Below are 15669 nucleotides of genomic sequence, written 5' to 3'. Positions count from 1 at the left end.
TCTACCAGGGTTTGGATCGCGCCACGGCCAGGCCGCGTATGTCGTTGGGCCATTTGCCGCTGACCGCGCAATAGAAGTGATAGAGCGCGCCGTCGTGATAGATCACGGCGGGTTTGTGGGCGAATTTCTCGTCGATCGAGCCCGGGGCGCCGATGTCGACCAGCACCTCGTCGACTTTCTCGAACCGGGTCGGCGTGCGCCCGAGGGCGAGCAACTCGCGACACGGGCCGTCATTGGCGCGGCCGAAATAGAACATCCCCCACTCGCCACGATGCTTGACCACTACTGGATCGCTCGCGAAACGCGCGTCCGGGGCGCCATTGGGGCCGTTGCGGATCAGCGGATTGCCGGGGTGGCGCGTCCAGGTCTTGAGGTCCTTCGACGTCGCGAGACCGGTTTGCTCGAACCATGGCGTGCCCGTCGTCTTGGCGTTGTAGTAGAGATAGAAAGTGTCGCCTTCCTTGATCAGGTACGGCTTGTAGAGCCCACCGCGTTCCCATTCGGCGCCGTCCTCCGGCCGCAGGATCACCGGCCCGCGTTGCCAGTGGAGAAAATCGTCGCTCCAGGCGAGCCCGATCACCGCCGCGCCCTGCTCATATCCTGCGCCGGGATAAGCGTGCCAGGCGGCGAGATACCGCCCGCCGACCTTGACCAGCCGTGCTGGCGACTGGAGTTCGTTTTCGCGCAGGATCGAGGCGCAGGCGATATTGTAGCGAGTGACCGGATCATTGGCATCGCGTGCGAGGATCATACCCTTGCGCGTCCAATGGAGCAGGTCGGTCGATTCGCAGATGCCGGTCTGATAGCCGTCGCCGTCGAAGCCGACATAGGTCAGATAGAATTTGTCATTGGCCGAGAAGACGAACGGACAATCGACGGATTTGGCGTCGAATTCTCCGGCGACACCTGATCCGCCCAGGATCAGCTTCGGATATTTGTACGGCGTGCGATAATCGGCGACTGGATCGGTGGCGGCCCCCGCGAAGCCGGGAAGCGCCAGCGCGCCGGCGGCGCCCGCCGCCATGCCGAGGATGCCCCGGCGGTCGAACTCGGCCCTCTCCATCGTCCTGCTCCTGCGTCGCCGTCATGCACTCGGCCATTGCGGAATCACGCTATCGTCCCGCTCAATCGGGGCCAAGTCATTTGTCATATTAATTGTCGTTTTCTGGCGGCTCGCGCGGTTGCTTTATGCGTGACCGGCGTCATAGTCGGGCGGGGAAAAGAACATGGGGACGAACGCTATCCACTTCCGGACCTTGGCCGATGGCTGACCGCGAAATACGCGAGCCGGGCACCATCCGCTCTACCGCTCGGCGCAGGCCGGCTACCCCGATGGAAGCCGAGATCAGCTTCCACAAATTCAACCGCAAGGCGCGGTCGAACCACGACCAGGTCGCCCGCGCTTTGGGCATCGAGATCATGTCGGGCGTCTATCCGCCGGGCACGCGATTGCCGCACGAGGCCGATGTGCTCGAGCGGTTCGGCATCTCGCGCACCGTATTGCGCGAGGCGCTCAAGACGCTGACCGCCAAGGGCCTGATCGCCTCCAAGTCGCGGGTCGGCACCAAGGTGCTCGACGAGACCCATTGGAACCTGTTCGACGCCGATGTGCTGTCGTGGAAAGTGGCGCAGGGGTTCGATGAGAAATTGAGCAACGACCTCGCCGAGATCCGGCGAGCGATCGAGCCGCGCGCGGCCGCGCTCGCCGCCGGGCATGCCGACCGCGAGATCATCGCGCAGCTCCGCCGTTGCATCGCCGATATGCGTGCCGCGACTGACAGCCGGCGACATTTCGCCGAGGCCGACCTCGAATTCCACCGCGCAATCGGGGCCGCATCGGGCAACATGCTGATGCGCGCGCTCTCGGCGGTGATCGAGACCGCGCTGGTCGAATCCTTCACGCTGAGTTCGCCGGTCCGCGACCTTGCCCAGCACGAAACGGTAGTGCACAAGCACGAACGCATCGTCGACGCGATCGAAGCCCTGGTCGACGCTGACCCACCCCTTAATCCCCTCCCTTGCAGGGAGGGGACAAGACTCGCCTCAGATCGTCCAACCGCCGTCGATGATCTGCACCTGCCCGGTCGTGTAGGTGGCGCCGGCGAGATAGACGACCAGATCGGCGATCTCCTCCGCCGCGCCGATCCGGCCGATCGGCTGGCGCGCGATGAAGGCGGCGCGCGCGCCGTCATAATCGCCGCCGGCGGACAGACGATCGTGCAATGACGGTGTCTCGACCGTGCCCGGACAGATCGCAGTGACGCGGATGTTATTGCCGACGAAATCGGCCGCGATCGACTTGGTCAGCCCGACCACCGCCGCCTTGGTCACGGTATAGGCGAAGCGATTGGGCACGCCCTTCACGCTCGACGCCACCGACGACATGTTGATGATCGCGCCGCCGCCGCGCTCGACCATGCCGGGCAGAACCGCCTGGCAGGTCCGCGTCATCGCGATGACGTTGAGCCGCCATGCGAAATCGAGATCGGCATCGCTCGTCTCGAGCACGGTTCCGCCGTGGACGACGCCCGCGCAATTGAACAGGATGTCGATCGTCTCGTCGCCAAGCGCCGCGACCGCTTCGGGATCGAGCACGTCAAGCCGGCGCGTCTCGATCCGCTCGCCAGCCAAGCCGTCCAGCCCCGCTTCGTTGACGTCGGTGGCAATGACACGCGCGCCGGCGGCGGCAAGTGCCAGCACCGAGGCGCGGCCAATGCCTTGTGCGGCGGCGGTGACGAGGGCGGTCTTTCCGGTCAGGTCGATCAACGTCTTGGTCCTCAAGGTTGGGGAATCGGAGTGCTGGGCACTTTGCCCGCCCTATAACAGGCTTCGACCAGCGCCATAGTCCGCCAGGCGTCATCGACGCGAGTGGCAAGCACATCGTCCTCGCCCGCGGCGAAACGCTGGAGATTGGCCATCGGGCCGATGAACGCGTCGGGGAACCAGGCGCCCGCGAGCGCGACTTGCTCCCACGGTCCGCCACGCGGGGCGAGCCAGAGTTCGTCGGGCTCGCCCGCCGGATAATCGAGCAGCACGCCGAGCTTGGCCTGGGTCGCGCCGTCGGTGCCTTCGACCCGGAAGCTCGCGCCCTGGTGGCGGCGGCCGAAATCGTGATGATGGTTGATCGACAACAGCACCCGGAGCGTGTCGCCATAATCGAGCAGGATCGACGTCCGCGTGTCGGCGAGCTCGCTCGACGGATGGCCGAAACTCCGCGCGAACACGCCTTGCGGGTCGCCGATCAGGGCGCGAATCGTGTCGAGATAATGGATCGAATGGCTGACGATCTCGACCCGTGGATTGGGCTTGAGATGCGGAAACAGATGCCAGGGCGTGACGAGGTTGATACGTATCTCGACCTCGACCAGCTCGCCCAGCCGACCCTGTCGAATCGCATCGGCGATCGCGAGCATCATCGCCGAATATCGTAGCTGGAAATTGACCGACGCGTTAAGCCCACGCGCCCGCGCCGTATCGCGGATCGCGGTCGCTTCGGCGAGGTCGAGCCCCATCGGTTTCTGCAGCAGCACCGCCGCCCCCGTGGGCAGCGCCTCGAGGATCGCACGGTGCGCGACCGGCGGCGCGGCGACGTCGAACACCGCATCGGCCCTCGCCGCTTCCTCGATCGAGGCGAAGACGTGCGGCACGTCCCATTGCGCCGCGAGCGTCCGAGCACGCTCCTGATCGAGATCGAACAAGCCGGCGACGTGGAACCCGGCCTTGCGATAAGCAGGCAAATGCGCGTCGGCGACGATGCCGCCGGTGCCGATGATCACGATCGGCCGCGGCTTCGAGGGCATCGGCCATTGCTGCTGGAGCGCGGTCATGACGCCACCCTTGCCTGTGCCTCTGCGATGAGATCCGCCGTCGCGCGATCGGTCGTCACCGCCGCGGTCATCAGGTCGTCGACAATATGGCTGATGCGGGCCAGATCCGCTGTCAGCGGCATCTCGCGCGCATGTTCGTGCAGCCATTCGAGCCGGTGATAATAAGGCATGAGCGCGTTGATCTCGGGATCGGTCCAGGTCGAGCGCCGCACGCCGATCGCGCCTTCGGTCGTGGTCAGCCGGTCCATTGGCGCGGTGGCGCAATGGCGGAGGAAATCCCAGGCGAGTTCTTTGTTCGCCGATCCCGATCCGATCGCGAGCACCCAGAAGACGTTGAGCGACACGCTGCGCCCGCCCGGCCCCGCCGGCAGCGGCGCGACGTCGACCAGTCCGCGCACCCGGCTGTCCGCGGCGGTATCGGCATGGGCAGCGAAGCCGAACCAATTGGCCATCAGCGCGACCTTGCCCTCGGCGAACAGGCTCCCCGATTGGACGCTGTCGAGCGAGCGGCAGTCGGGGGCGATCGCATCTTGGTCGGTCGCCAGCATTCGGAGAAAATCGAGCGCGGCGTGCGCGGCCGGCGACGTGAAATCGGGTCGGCCGGCACCGTCAAAAACTTCGCCGCCGCGCGACCAGATTTGGATGCAGAAATCGTAGAAGCTGTTGTGCCCGTCGGGGAAGAGCGCCAGCACGGTACCGTAGCGGCCGCTGGTGGGTTCGTGGTGGCGCCGAGCTAGCGCGTGGAAATCCTCCCAAGTTGCAGGAGGTTTAGCGATCAAGTCATTGCGATAGATCAGGCATTCTGGGCCATCGTGATAGGGCATGGCCCAAAAGCCGCCATCGAACCGCTGCAGCCCGGTCAGCGACGGGCTCCAGGCGTCGGGAAAATCGGCGATCGGTGCGCGGACCATGTGCGGCGTCAGATCCTCGAGCAGACCGTCGGCGACCGCCTCGGCCAGCCAGTCGGTGTTGAGGAAGGCGATGTCCCAGGCGCCGGTCGCAAGCCCGCGCTGCCCGATCACGCTTTCGTGCAGCGGGTTGAGGTCCATAGGCACCGCCTCCAGGTCGGCCTCGACGCCATAGCCGCGCGCAAAATCGGCGAATTGCGCGGTAATGGCGCTTTCGAACGGTCCAAAGCGGCGGACCGCGATGCGGAGCTTCGCCATTAGCCGGCCTCCGTCACGGCAGGAGCAGTGGGCGCAGTGTCGACCGCGGCGCGGCGCGCGCGCCGGCGGTCGCCACCGACCGTGTAGATCGCGGCTGCGGCGATCACCACCGCGCCCTCGATCAGTCCCTGATGGCTCGCACCGAGGTCGAGCACGTTGAATCCGTTGGTCAGCGTGAATAGCAATAGCGCGCCGATCACGGTCTTGAGCACGCTGCCCGCGCCGCCCAGCAGCGACGTGCCGCCCAGGATCGCGGCGGCGATCACGGTGAGTTCGGTACCCTGGAGCGCGGTCGGATTGATCGCGCCCAACCGGCACCCGAACAGCACGCCGGCGAACCCGGCTGCGGCGCTCGACAGCACGAAGGCACCGAGCTTGTAGGCATGGACGTTGATCCCCGACAGCCGCGCCGCCTCGGCATTGCCGCCGACCGCGTAGATGCGCCGCCCGATGACGGTGAAACGCAGCACCGCCCAGACCGCGACGGTGAACAACGCGAGATAGACGACGGGCGCCGCGACGGTGAAATCCCTCCCCGCGAGCAGCGCCAGCACCGCGACGACCACGCCCGCCAGCGCGTCAAGCGGCCGCCTCTTCCACGCCGCGAGCGCCAGCAGCGCTACTGCGAACAGCAAGGCAGCCCAGAAGATCGGCACGCGCGTGCTCTCGAACGCCAGCATCTGCTCGAGCACGTCGGGGCGCTCGACCATCAGCGAGCGTCCATCGGTCAGGACGAGCACCAGCCCCCTGACCGCGGTGAGCGTGCCGAGCGTGACGATGAAGGCGTTGATCCCGACGAACTGGACGATCGCGCCGTTGAAGATGCCGACAGCGATCGCGGTGACGATCGCGGCGCCGGCAGCCAGCGGGAAGCCGATGCTCGGTGCCAGACCGACCAACACCGCCGCGGCGAGCGCCGCGACCGACGCCACGGACAAGTCGAACGCGCCGGTGATCAGCATCACCGTCATCGCCACGCCCATGATCCCGACCAAAGATGCCTGGTAAACGATGTTGCCGAGATTCTGCGGCGACAAATAATTGGGCAAGCCGCGCGATTGCGCGATTGCCGCAAGCAACGCGAGCAGGATCAGCAGCGCGTAATAGACGCCCGCTTCGCGCAGACCGAAGGTCCGGCGCCAGTCGATGGTTCGGGTCATGCGGCGATGTCCGTTCTGGATTGGGTTCCACTGGCGAGCTGGATCAGCCCGGCCTCGTCAGTCGTCGCCGGATCGACCTGGGCAACGATCGCGCCGTCGCGCATCACCAGGACGCGATCGGTGACGGCGAGCAATTCCTCGAATTCCGAGCTGACCAGCAAAACCGCCAATCCCTGATCGGCAAGGCGACGGATCAGCCGCAGGATGTCGGTGCGTGCGCCGATGTCGATCCCGGCGGTCGGCTCGTCGAGCAGCAATAGGCGCGTGCGCGGGGTCAGCCATTTGGCGATCACCACTTTCTGCGCATTGCCGCCCGAAAGTTCGCCCACCAAAGCCTCTGCATCGGGCGCCTTGATCGCGAGATCGTCGATCGCGGCGGTCGCCACAGCGCGCTCGCGACGCGGCGCGATCAGCCAGCCATTATGCGGCAAAGCGATGTTCTCGGCGATCGTCATGCCAGGAATGAATCCCTGCGCAGCGCGATCCTCCGGCACCAAAGCGATGCCCGCAGCGACCGCTTCGGCCGGATCGCGGCCCGTTTCCTCCCCGCCGAGCAGGACGGTGCCCCGCGCCGCGGGATCGGCACCGAAGATCGCGTGGAGCAATTCGCTGCGACCCGAGCCGAGCATGCCGGCGATGCCGACGATCTCCCCGGCAGCGATGGAGAAAGTCGTCGGCGCGAGCTTTCCGGGCGAGGCGAGGTCGCGAACATCGAGCAACGCGCTACCTGCCGGAGGGGGCCGCTCGACTCGTTCGAGCGCCGTAACCGAGCGCCCGGCAATCGCCGCCGCGATCGCCGCTTCGTCGAGGTCCGCCGTCCGCGCGTCGAGCACCGCACGGCCATCACGCAGCACGGTGACCTCGTCGGTCAGCGCGACGATCTCATCGAGGAAGTGCGAGACGAACAATATTGCCCGCCCCTCGCCCGCCAGTCGGCGGATAGTGCGATAGACCTGCTCGCGCTCGTCGCCCGCGAGCGACGCGGTCGGCTCGTCCATGATCAGCAAGGCGGGGTCGCTCATCAGCCCCTGCGCGATCGCGACCATCTGGCGCGTGCCGATCGGCAAGTCGCCGATGATCGCATCGAGATCGAACGGGTCGCCCAGCGACTGCGCGACCGCCATCGCCCGGTCGCGCGCGGCACGGTCGATGCGCCATCCGCCGCGCTGCTCGAGCAGCATATTCTCGAGCACCGACAAGGTCGGGACGAGCGGAATATGCTGATAGATGGTGGCGACGCCTCCGGCCCGCGCGGCGCGCGGATTGGTCCAGCGCACCGGCTCACTGCGCCACTCGATGCTGCCGCCGCTCGCCGGGATCGCGCCCGCCAGCACCTTGATCAGCGTCGACTTGCCGGCGCCATTCGCGCCGAGCAGCCCATGAACCTTGCCTGCGCGCACCGTCAGATCGACCCCGCGCAGCGCGATGGTGCCGTTGGGCCAGACCTTCTCCAGCCCGCGCAATTGGAGGAGCGGCGCGTCTACCATTGCCCGACGCATTCGCCGATCGTGGCGCGCGTGACCGCCGGGATCGGATAGGTGCGGAAGCGCGGCGTATTGCCATTCCTGTCGTGAAGCGCCCCGAACGCCAGGGCGCCGAACGCCAGGGCGCCGAGCGCCTCTGGCTTGAAGCAGACCGTACCGTCGACCGCGCCTGCCTTGATCGAGGCGATGCCGAGCTTCGATCCGCCCACCCCGATCAGTCGTGCCCGCGAACCACCGGCGCGGACCGCGCGCGCGCAGCCGATCATCATGTCGTCGGCCTCGTTATAGAACAGGTCGATATCGGGGTGCGCGGCGAGGATGTTCTGGCATGCCGCCTCGCCGCCCTCGCTGGTCCAGTTTCCGGGCTGCGACGCGATGACGACGTAGCGTGCGCCCGCCGCGTCGAGCGCCGCGCGGAATCCCCGGGCGCGCTGCTCGACCTCGGGGAATCCGGCCGCGCCCTCGATGATCGCGATCCGCGCCAGCCGGTCGCGCGGCAGCCAGCGAAGCGCCAGGCTCCCCGCCGCGCGCCCCGCCGCCACTTCGTCCTGCGAGGCGAGCGCGACGAGGCCGGGATAGACGTCTTCGACCGATCGCGTCTTGGGATCGCCGACCAACGCCGCCACCGCCGCGATCGGTACGTTCTGCGCATTGGCACGGCGCACCCAGCCCTGCGCAACCACCGAATCGAGCGGCATCACCGCGATTCCGGCGACGCGCTGCGCGATCAGATCGTCGATGTCGTTGGCCTGTTTCTGGACGTCGCCCTTGGCGTCGAGCACCACCGCGCTCGCCCCGGCGCGCGCCGCCGCGTCGCTGAACCCCTTGGCGATCGCCGCAGCAAAGGGATAGCTCAGCCCGACCGTCGACAAGCCGTAGCGCGGCCCGCCAACATTGCTGCTGGCAACCACCCCCGCCTCGGCCCGCGCCGCCTGTCGTACACCGACCAGCGACGCAACCGCTACGGCGGCGACGATCGCGCACAGAGCTATCGGGATCGGGCGCAGCCGCATCGTTCAGTCGGCCGGACGGCGCGCCACGAGATAGAGATGCTCGCACGCCAGCACCGTCTCACCGCGCTGGTTGCGGATGTCGACCGCTTCGGTAACCACGCCGTGGGACGCTCTTTTGGGATGGTCGCGCTTGTCGGCGATGCGCGTGATAGTCGTGATCGTATCGCCGATATGCACCGGGCGGATGAAGCGCAGCCGATCATAGCCGTAGGACATTGCGTGCGGGTTGATCGTTGTCGCGGTCAGGCCGATGCCAATCGCGAACACCATCGTGCCGTGGGCGATGCGCTGGCCGATGTCCTGCGTCGCGCACCATTCGGCGTCCATATGATGCGGGAAGAAGTCGCCGGTATGGCCGGCATGGACGACGAAATCGGTCTCGGTGATGGTGCGGCCGAAGCTCGTGCGCTCCGACCCGATCTCATAGTCCTCGAAGTATTGTTCGACGATCATTGGCCAAGTTCCCGGTCGATGGATAAGCGGTCGGCCCCGAGCCGGGGCGCCGCGCACGGAGAGGTGAGGATCGCGCCGTCGACGCGGATCGGGCAGCGGGTCAGCGTCAGCGCCGCGCCATCGGGCGAACGCACCTGTTGAGTCGCATGGAGCGCGGCGAAGGCTGGTTCCGCCATCAGCGCCGGCCAGTCGAGCACCGGCGCCGCCCAGATTCCGGCGGGCTCCAGCATCGCCAGCCAATCGGCAGTGGCGCGCGTTCTGAGATGGTCGCGGATCAGCGCCTTGATCGCATCGCGGTCGGCGAACCAGCGGTCCGCCGGAAACCCCGCCAGCGCGGGCAGATCGATCACTTCCCCCAGCCGATCGACCGGCGTCATCGCCAGCGCGAGATAGCCGTCGGCGGTGGCATAGATGCCATAGGGCGCGGCGAGATAGACGTTGCCATTGGCCAATTCGCTGCGCGCCGGCATCGCGCCGCCGCGGTTTAGATGCACCGAGAGATGTTCGAACTGGAGATCGATCGCGGTCTCGATCAGGCTGACGTCGACGCGCCCGCCCTTTCCAGTCACCCCGCGCCGCACGAGCAGCGCCAAGATGCCCTGGCAGAGCTGCGCGCCCGCCATCATGTCGGTGATCGACAATCCCGCGGGGACCGGCGCGCCGTCGGCGTCGCCCGACAACCAGGCAATGCCCGACAGCGACTGGACGAGCAGGTCCTGTCCCGGGCGATCGCGCCACGGCCCGTCCGGACCGTAACCGCTGACACCGGCATAGATCAGCCGCGGGTTGAGCGCGGACACCTGGTCCCAGCCCAACCCGAGCCGGTCCATGATCCCGGGCCGGAAATTGTGGATCAGCACGTCGGCGCGGGCGATCAGTGCCTTCACCGCGGCGAGATCGGCCTCGTCTTTGAGGTCGGCGGTGTAGCTCAGCTTGCCGCGATTGATCGCGTGGAACAGTGCGCTGTCCTGATCGAACGCGGTTTCGGCGAGGAACAGCGATCGGCTGGCATCGCCGCCGTCGGGCCGCTCGACCTTGATCACCCGGGCGCCGAGATCGCCGAGGCGCAGCGCGCAGGATGGCCCCGCCAGGAACTGGCTGAAATCGAGCACAATAATGCCGTCGAGCGGCAATGCGCCGGGCGATCCATTCCCGCCTTGGTCCCGCATCGCCGCTTCCACTCGACCAGCTCCTAAAAAGTATGACTATATTATCTTTGTCGAACTGCTATTGGCGGCCGAATGGCGAGTCAACCGTTTCCCGAACGGGCGACGATCAAATCGATGGAGCAAGGCGCGACTATGCGCGGCATGACCTGGAACCATTCCCGCGGCTACGATCCGCTGGTTGCCGCATCGATCGAATGGAAGGCGCTGACCGGCGAGACGATCGAGTGGGACCAACGCTCGCTGCGAGATTTCGAAAGCTATCCGGTCGAGGAGCTCGCGCGGCGCTATGACCTGATCGTGATCGACCATCCGCATGTCGGCCAGGTCGCCACCAGCGGCTGCCTGATGCCCATAGACGAGGCGATCGATCGCTCGACGCTGGAGGGGATCGCGTCCGGCTCGATCGGCGGATCGTATGAGAGTTACACTTGGGCGGGGCATCAATGGGCGCTGCCGATCGACGCCGCGGCGCAGGTCCAGGCCTGGGTGCCATCGCGCATCGCGGCGCCGGTGACCGACTGGCGGGCACTTGCCGCGCTCGCGGCGGATGGCCGCGCCTCGCTGCCGCTCAAGCCGCCGCATAGCCTGATGAGTCTGTTCACCTTGTGCGGGCTCGCCGGCGTGACGCTCGACGGCGCCGGCGACGACCTCTTCCCCGCCGAGGCCGCACGCGCATATGATCTGCTCGCGACGCTCGCCGGACAGGTCGACGAGCAGGCCTATGCGATGGACCCGATCGACATGCTCGAGGCGATGGCCGATCCTGCCGGCAAGCTTGCGATCGCGCCGTTGATTTACGGTTATGTCAGCTATGCGATCGACGGGCTCCGGCCGGAGACGGTGCGCTTCGCCGACATTCCCGCGCTCGATCACGGCCCCACCGGATCGACGCTCGGCGGCACCGGGATGGCGGTGTCGGCCTATGGCCGCAATCCGCCCGCCGCGGCGCGCTTCGCCGCCTGGGTCGCCAACGGCAAAGCGCAACGCGACCTCATCGCGCGGCACGGTGGCCAGCCCGGCCACGCCGATGCGTGGGACGCGGACAGCGTCAACGCCGCAACCAACGATTTCTACCGCGCCACGCGCGCGACGCTCGACCGTGCCTGGGTCCGCCCGCGGCATGACGGTTATATGCCGTTCCAGCACGCCGCCTCCGAACGGATCAACACGGCGCTGCGCGGCGGCGAGCCGGCGGTGGAGGCGATCGCGGCGCTCAACCAGCTCTATCGCGCGAGCCGATGACCGCCCCGCTCGACGGTCTTCTCGTCATCGACATGGCCCAGTTCCTGTCGGGCCCGTCGGCGGCGTTGCGCCTCGCCGATCTTGGTGCGCGTGTGATCAAGGTCGAGCGGCCCGATGGCGGGGACATCTGCCGCACGCTCTATCTCAGCGACACCGATCTTGCCGGCGACTCCACGCTCTTTCATGCGATCAACCGCAACAAGCAGAGCCTCGCCGCCGACCTCAAGGACCCGACCGACGCGCGGCGCGTCCAAAGGCTGATCGACCGGGCCGATGTCGTCATCCAGAATTTCCGCCCCGGCGTCGCCGACCGACTCGGCTTCGGGCCGGCAGCGCTGAGGGCGCGCAATCCGCGACTGATCGTCGGCAGCATCTCCGGCTATGGCGAGGATGGTCCCTGGGCCGCTTTGCCCGGCCAGGATCTGCTCGCCCAGGCCTTGTCGGGCGCGATGTGGCTGAGCGGCAGCGCGTCGGACGGCCCGGTGCCGTTCGGACTGTCGGTCGCCGACATGCTCGCCGGTCATGTCCTGGTCGAAGGGATATTGGCCGCTTTGGTCCGGCGCGGGATCAGCGGTAATGGCGCGACGGTCGAGACCAGCCTGATCGAGGCGATGGTCGACCTCCAGTTCGAGGTGCTGACCACCCATCTCAACGATGGCGGCCGGCTCCCACAACGCGCGGCGGTCGACAACGCTCATGCCTATCTCGCGGCGCCATACGGCGTCTATCGCACCAGCGACGGCTGGCTCGCGCTGGCGATGACTCCGCTCGATCTGCTCGGGCGATCGCTCGACCTCCCGCTCGCCGGCCGCGACGCCTTTGCCGAGCGGGACGCGATCAAGGCGGACATCGCGGTGCTTCTGGCGGGCTGCACGACCCAGCCATGGATCGAGCGGCTGCGCGCGGACGGCATCTGGTGTGCGCCGGTCAGCGACTGGCCGACTTTGCTGACGGAAGAAGCCTTCACGCGGCTCGACATGCTCCAACGCCTCAAGCGCGGAGCCACGCCGATCACTACTACGCGCGCGCCCATTCGCGTGAATGGCGCGCGCGTCGGCACTTCGGCCGCAGCACCGCGCATCGGCGAGCATAGCGAGGCTATCGTCCGCGAATTCTCGCTCGACGACTGAGCCACACGTCCGAAGAAAAAGGGCACGAACCAGAGGTTCGTGCCCAGTCGGAGGTTCAGGGGAAGTACCGGCCGGATCTTCAGCTCCCCCTTGAGCAGAGCATCCGGCCGGATGGGGTATTCTCGTCGGATCAGTATTTCAGGCGGACGCCGATCATGAACTGTCGATCGTCGATCGTGAACTGCCCGGGCCGGGTCTGGACCTGATAATATTGCTGAATCTGCGTGCGCAGCAGGTTCTGCGCATCGAACGACAGCGTGAAGTGCTTGGTCACGTCGATGTTGAACGACGCGTCGAGCCAACCATAGCCCTTGGTGTAAACGGGCCAGGTGAAGGTGTGAAGCCCGCCGGCCGCGTCCGTATAGGCACCGCCCAGAATGCTCGACAGGAATTTCGAGCGGTAGTTGTATGCGACGCGCAGCGATACGCCGTTCTTCTCGTAGATGCCGACGATGTTGTAGCTCGTCTTCGACAACTGAGTCAGAGGTGCCGAGAAACCGACCAGCGACGTCGGCGCCTTGCTGTCGGCATAAGTGAAATTCGCCTGCATCCCCAGGCCCGACAGGAAACCCGGCAGGAAGTCGAAGAACTGCTGATAGCCGACCTCGAAGCCCTTGACCTTGCCGTCGCCGGAATTCTCCGGTGCCGACAGCGTATAGCCCGTCAACCCGCCGATCGTCACACCCGTCGTCTGGCGCGTGAAGATGAAGCCCTGGACGTCCTTGTAGAAGCCGGCGGCGTAGACCGATCCGGTCTTGTTGAAATACCATTCGAGCGAGATGTCGGCGTTGTTCGCCTTGATCGGGCTCAAATTGGGATTGCCCTGGCTGGCGGCGAGCTGGCCCGGCACCACGGTAAGCGCTGGCGAGAGCTGGCTGAAGTCGGGACGGGTGAGCGTTTTCGATGCGGCCAAACGGAGCTGGAGCTTGTCCGTCAGGTGGATGCGGAAGTTCGCGCTGGGCAGCCAATCGTCATAGCTGTTGTGGACCGAGACCGGCTCGACGACATTGGGCACGACCGGGGTCAGTCCGCCACCCGGAAGCGTGGTCGTTTTCAGCTGATTGCCGACGATCGTGTCCTTGGTCCGGACATATCGGACGCCGATATTGCCATCGACCGGACCGAATTTGAGGCTCGCCATCGCATAACCGGCCCAGACGGACTCGTCGGCATTGAACGCGGCAAGTTGCGAATTGACCGATGTGACCGATGGAGCAAGCGCGCCCGTCAGACCGAGCTGGCTCAGGACACCCTGGAAGTTGTTCGCCAGCTGGCCGACCACGGCGTAGGGATAGTTGCGCTGGAAATCGAGGCCGGCAGCGGTCTTGTCGTAGAAGTCGCCATAGCCATTGGCCTGGAACAGCCCCGGATACGCTGCCGGGTTCGTGTTCGGCGTCTTGCCGGTATAACGAAGCGGGTTGTTCTGCGCGATCGTGCGGTCCGAATACCGGACCCCGAACTTGATCGAACTCAGCCAGCTATCGACCTTGTATTCGCCATCCAGTTGCGCGGCCGCCTCATGCCCGGAATAGTGATTCTCGTTCCGCGTCAGGTTGCCGACCTTGTACTTGCTGAGGTCGGAGAGGTCGTACGCTCCCGTCGATGACGACGGTGGATTGGTCCCCAATTGCTGCGTGATGGTGGGCACCGTGGTGATCAAGTCGAGCTCGGTATACCAGAGATCGTTGGTCGACTTGGTATAGGTGCCGTCCGCGGTCAGCGTGAATTGTCCGCTGGTCCATTTGCCATTGAGCGAGATGGACCTGTTCTCGTCCGCGAAGTCGCGCTCGGTGCTGCCGGCGGTCAGCGACTGATTGGCATAGGTGACCTGAGAAATGTCCTGCGTGCCCGGAAAGGTCGTGGCGCTGCCCGGCACGACTGCGGTACCGGCGCTCTGGAACAGCGCGTTATATTGCTGCTGCGTTGCCTTGAAGCGTTGATATTGGCCCTCGATCAGGAATTCGAGGTTGGGCGCCGGCCGCCACTGGAAAGCCGCATTGGCGCCGATACGTTCGCGTTCGCCGGTAATCAGCACCTGGTTGTTGCCGTTCGGCGCAAACACCTGCTGCCCGGCAATGACGTTCAGCCGCGATCCCGGTGCGCCGGTCGAATCGAGGTCCTGACGATACGGTCGCAATTGGTACGAGACGCTGATCATCGCCCCCATCTCGCCAATGCCCGTGTGCCAGCGGTCGCTGAGCAGGACCGAAGTGGACGGCTTCGATTTGCCGATCAGATCGCCATAGAAATTCCGCAGGGTCGCGCTCGCCGAGAAACCGGGGAGGTCCAGCGGTCGCCGCGTCCGGATATCGACCAAGCCGCCCAGGCCGCCTTCGATCAGGTCGGGGCTCGGCGACTTGTAGACGTCGATCCGGCTGATCAGTTCGGCCGGGAGATCTTGCAGGTTGAAGGTGCGGCCGCCGCCGGCGGTGAAGGTCTCACGCCCGTTGAGCGTGGTTTCGACCTGGGGAAGGCCGCGAATGGCGATCGAGCTGCCCTCGCCCACGTCACGCGACACCTGGACGCCGGTAATACGCTGCAGCGCCTCGGTGGCGTTGTTGTCGGGAAGCTTGCCGATATCCTCGGCGACAATCGAATCGACGATCTGCGAGGCAGTGCGCTTGCGATCTGCCGCACTGGCGATCGACGCACGGACGCCGGTGACGACGATCTCCGCCGGGGCCGAACCGTCGGCAGTCTGCGGTGCCGGATCGGCCGCCTGGGGCGCAGGCGTGCCCGCGTCCTGCGCATGCGCCGCGCCGGCGGTGAGGCCGATGATCATCGCGCCAAGCGCGACTCCGCAACGAATCTGACCGGAATAGTTCATTCCTCTCCTCCCAAGGCGGTTTCGGCTTATCTGCCATGCTTGATTTATAGTACTAATTATCGTGATATTGTATGATTATATGCTTGTCAATCCTGATCAAAGGGCGGCCATCTCGGGAAGAAATCATGATTTATCATGCTGATAAATTGCGAAATTCGGAGGAACGTCGATGGGGTTGAAGCGACAGACTAAGCGGGC

At 66.0% G+C, this 15669-nt stretch carries 12 protein-coding genes and 1 pseudogene; 3 read left to right on the top strand and 10 right to left on the bottom strand.

Annotated elements, in window-relative coordinates:
- Position 1: 1 nt before the first annotated feature.
- Entirely contained in the window at positions 2 to 1063 is a 1062-nt protein-coding gene (locus AC1DSD_RS04810; protein ID WP_478028776.1) for a glycoside hydrolase family protein, read from the bottom strand.
- A gap of 125 nt (positions 1064 to 1188) precedes the next feature.
- On the opposite strand from AC1DSD_RS04810, the pseudogene AC1DSD_RS04805 reads away from it, so the two are divergent.
- Positions 1189 to 1971: pseudogene (locus AC1DSD_RS04805) on the top strand (FadR/GntR family transcriptional regulator); the annotation flags it as partial.
- A 72-nt stretch (positions 1972 to 2043) separates the two neighbouring features.
- Here AC1DSD_RS04805 and AC1DSD_RS04800 read toward each other — a convergent pair.
- Genes AC1DSD_RS04800 through AC1DSD_RS04765 form a run of 8 tightly spaced genes read right to left on the bottom strand, consistent with a single transcriptional unit; the run spans position 2044 to position 10272 of the window.
- Positions 2044 to 2766 (bottom strand): SDR family oxidoreductase, encoded by a 723-nt coding sequence (locus AC1DSD_RS04800; RefSeq protein WP_478028775.1) that lies wholly within the window; start codon positions 2764 to 2766, stop codon positions 2044 to 2046.
- 11 nt (positions 2767 to 2777) lie between these two features.
- Positions 2778 to 3827 carry a Gfo/Idh/MocA family protein gene (locus tag AC1DSD_RS04795; RefSeq protein ID WP_478028774.1) on the bottom strand — a complete coding sequence of 350 codons (1050 nt, stop codon included), beginning with the start codon at positions 3825 to 3827 and terminating at the stop codon, positions 2778 to 2780.
- Positions 3824 to 4993, bottom strand: coding sequence for an extracellular solute-binding protein (locus AC1DSD_RS04790; RefSeq protein WP_478028773.1), 1170 nt, complete (start codon positions 4991 to 4993; stop codon positions 3824 to 3826). The genes AC1DSD_RS04795 and AC1DSD_RS04790 overlap by 4 nt, the downstream gene beginning before the upstream one ends.
- Positions 4993 to 6153, bottom strand: coding sequence for an ABC transporter permease (locus tag AC1DSD_RS04785; protein WP_478028772.1), 1161 nt, complete (start codon positions 6151 to 6153; stop codon positions 4993 to 4995). The genes AC1DSD_RS04790 and AC1DSD_RS04785 overlap by 1 nt, the downstream gene beginning before the upstream one ends.
- The gene (locus AC1DSD_RS04780) at positions 6150 to 7640 is read right to left on the bottom strand and encodes a sugar ABC transporter ATP-binding protein (protein WP_478028771.1); all 1491 of its coding nucleotides are present in this window, start codon (positions 7638 to 7640) and stop codon (positions 6150 to 6152) included. Before AC1DSD_RS04780 ends, AC1DSD_RS04785 begins: the two co-directional genes overlap by 4 nt.
- Positions 7634 to 8650, bottom strand: a complete 1017-nt coding sequence (locus AC1DSD_RS04775; RefSeq protein WP_478028770.1) for a sugar ABC transporter substrate-binding protein — start codon at positions 8648 to 8650, stop codon at positions 7634 to 7636. Before AC1DSD_RS04775 ends, AC1DSD_RS04780 begins: the two co-directional genes overlap by 7 nt.
- A gap of 3 nt (positions 8651 to 8653) precedes the next feature.
- Positions 8654 to 9103 (bottom strand): MaoC family dehydratase, encoded by a 450-nt coding sequence (locus tag AC1DSD_RS04770; protein WP_478028769.1) that lies wholly within the window; start codon positions 9101 to 9103, stop codon positions 8654 to 8656.
- Positions 9100 to 10272, bottom strand: coding sequence for a CaiB/BaiF CoA transferase family protein (locus AC1DSD_RS04765; RefSeq protein WP_478028768.1), 1173 nt, complete (start codon positions 10270 to 10272; stop codon positions 9100 to 9102). The genes AC1DSD_RS04770 and AC1DSD_RS04765 overlap by 4 nt, the downstream gene beginning before the upstream one ends.
- A gap of 72 nt (positions 10273 to 10344) precedes the next feature.
- Here AC1DSD_RS04765 and AC1DSD_RS04760 point away from each other — a divergent pair, with 72 nt between their 5' ends.
- Positions 10345 to 11514, top strand: a complete 1170-nt coding sequence (locus AC1DSD_RS04760) for an extracellular solute-binding protein (RefSeq protein ID WP_478028767.1) — start codon at positions 10345 to 10347, stop codon at positions 11512 to 11514.
- Positions 11511 to 12644 (top strand): CaiB/BaiF CoA transferase family protein, encoded by a 1134-nt coding sequence (locus AC1DSD_RS04755; protein WP_478028766.1) that lies wholly within the window; start codon positions 11511 to 11513, stop codon positions 12642 to 12644. Before AC1DSD_RS04760 ends, AC1DSD_RS04755 begins: the two co-directional genes overlap by 4 nt.
- A gap of 130 nt (positions 12645 to 12774) precedes the next feature.
- On the opposite strand, the gene AC1DSD_RS04750 is transcribed toward AC1DSD_RS04755, so the two are convergent.
- On the bottom strand, positions 12775 to 15471 hold the full coding sequence (locus AC1DSD_RS04750) for a TonB-dependent receptor (protein WP_478028765.1): 2697 nt from the start codon (positions 15469 to 15471) through the stop codon (positions 12775 to 12777).
- Between the last annotated feature and the right edge of the window lie 198 nt (positions 15472 to 15669).

Source organism: Sphingomonas sp. P4_D12, assembly GCF_056401895.1.
Note: the sequence above shows the minus strand (reverse complement) of the source record. Positions and strands in the feature narration are given on the sequence as shown.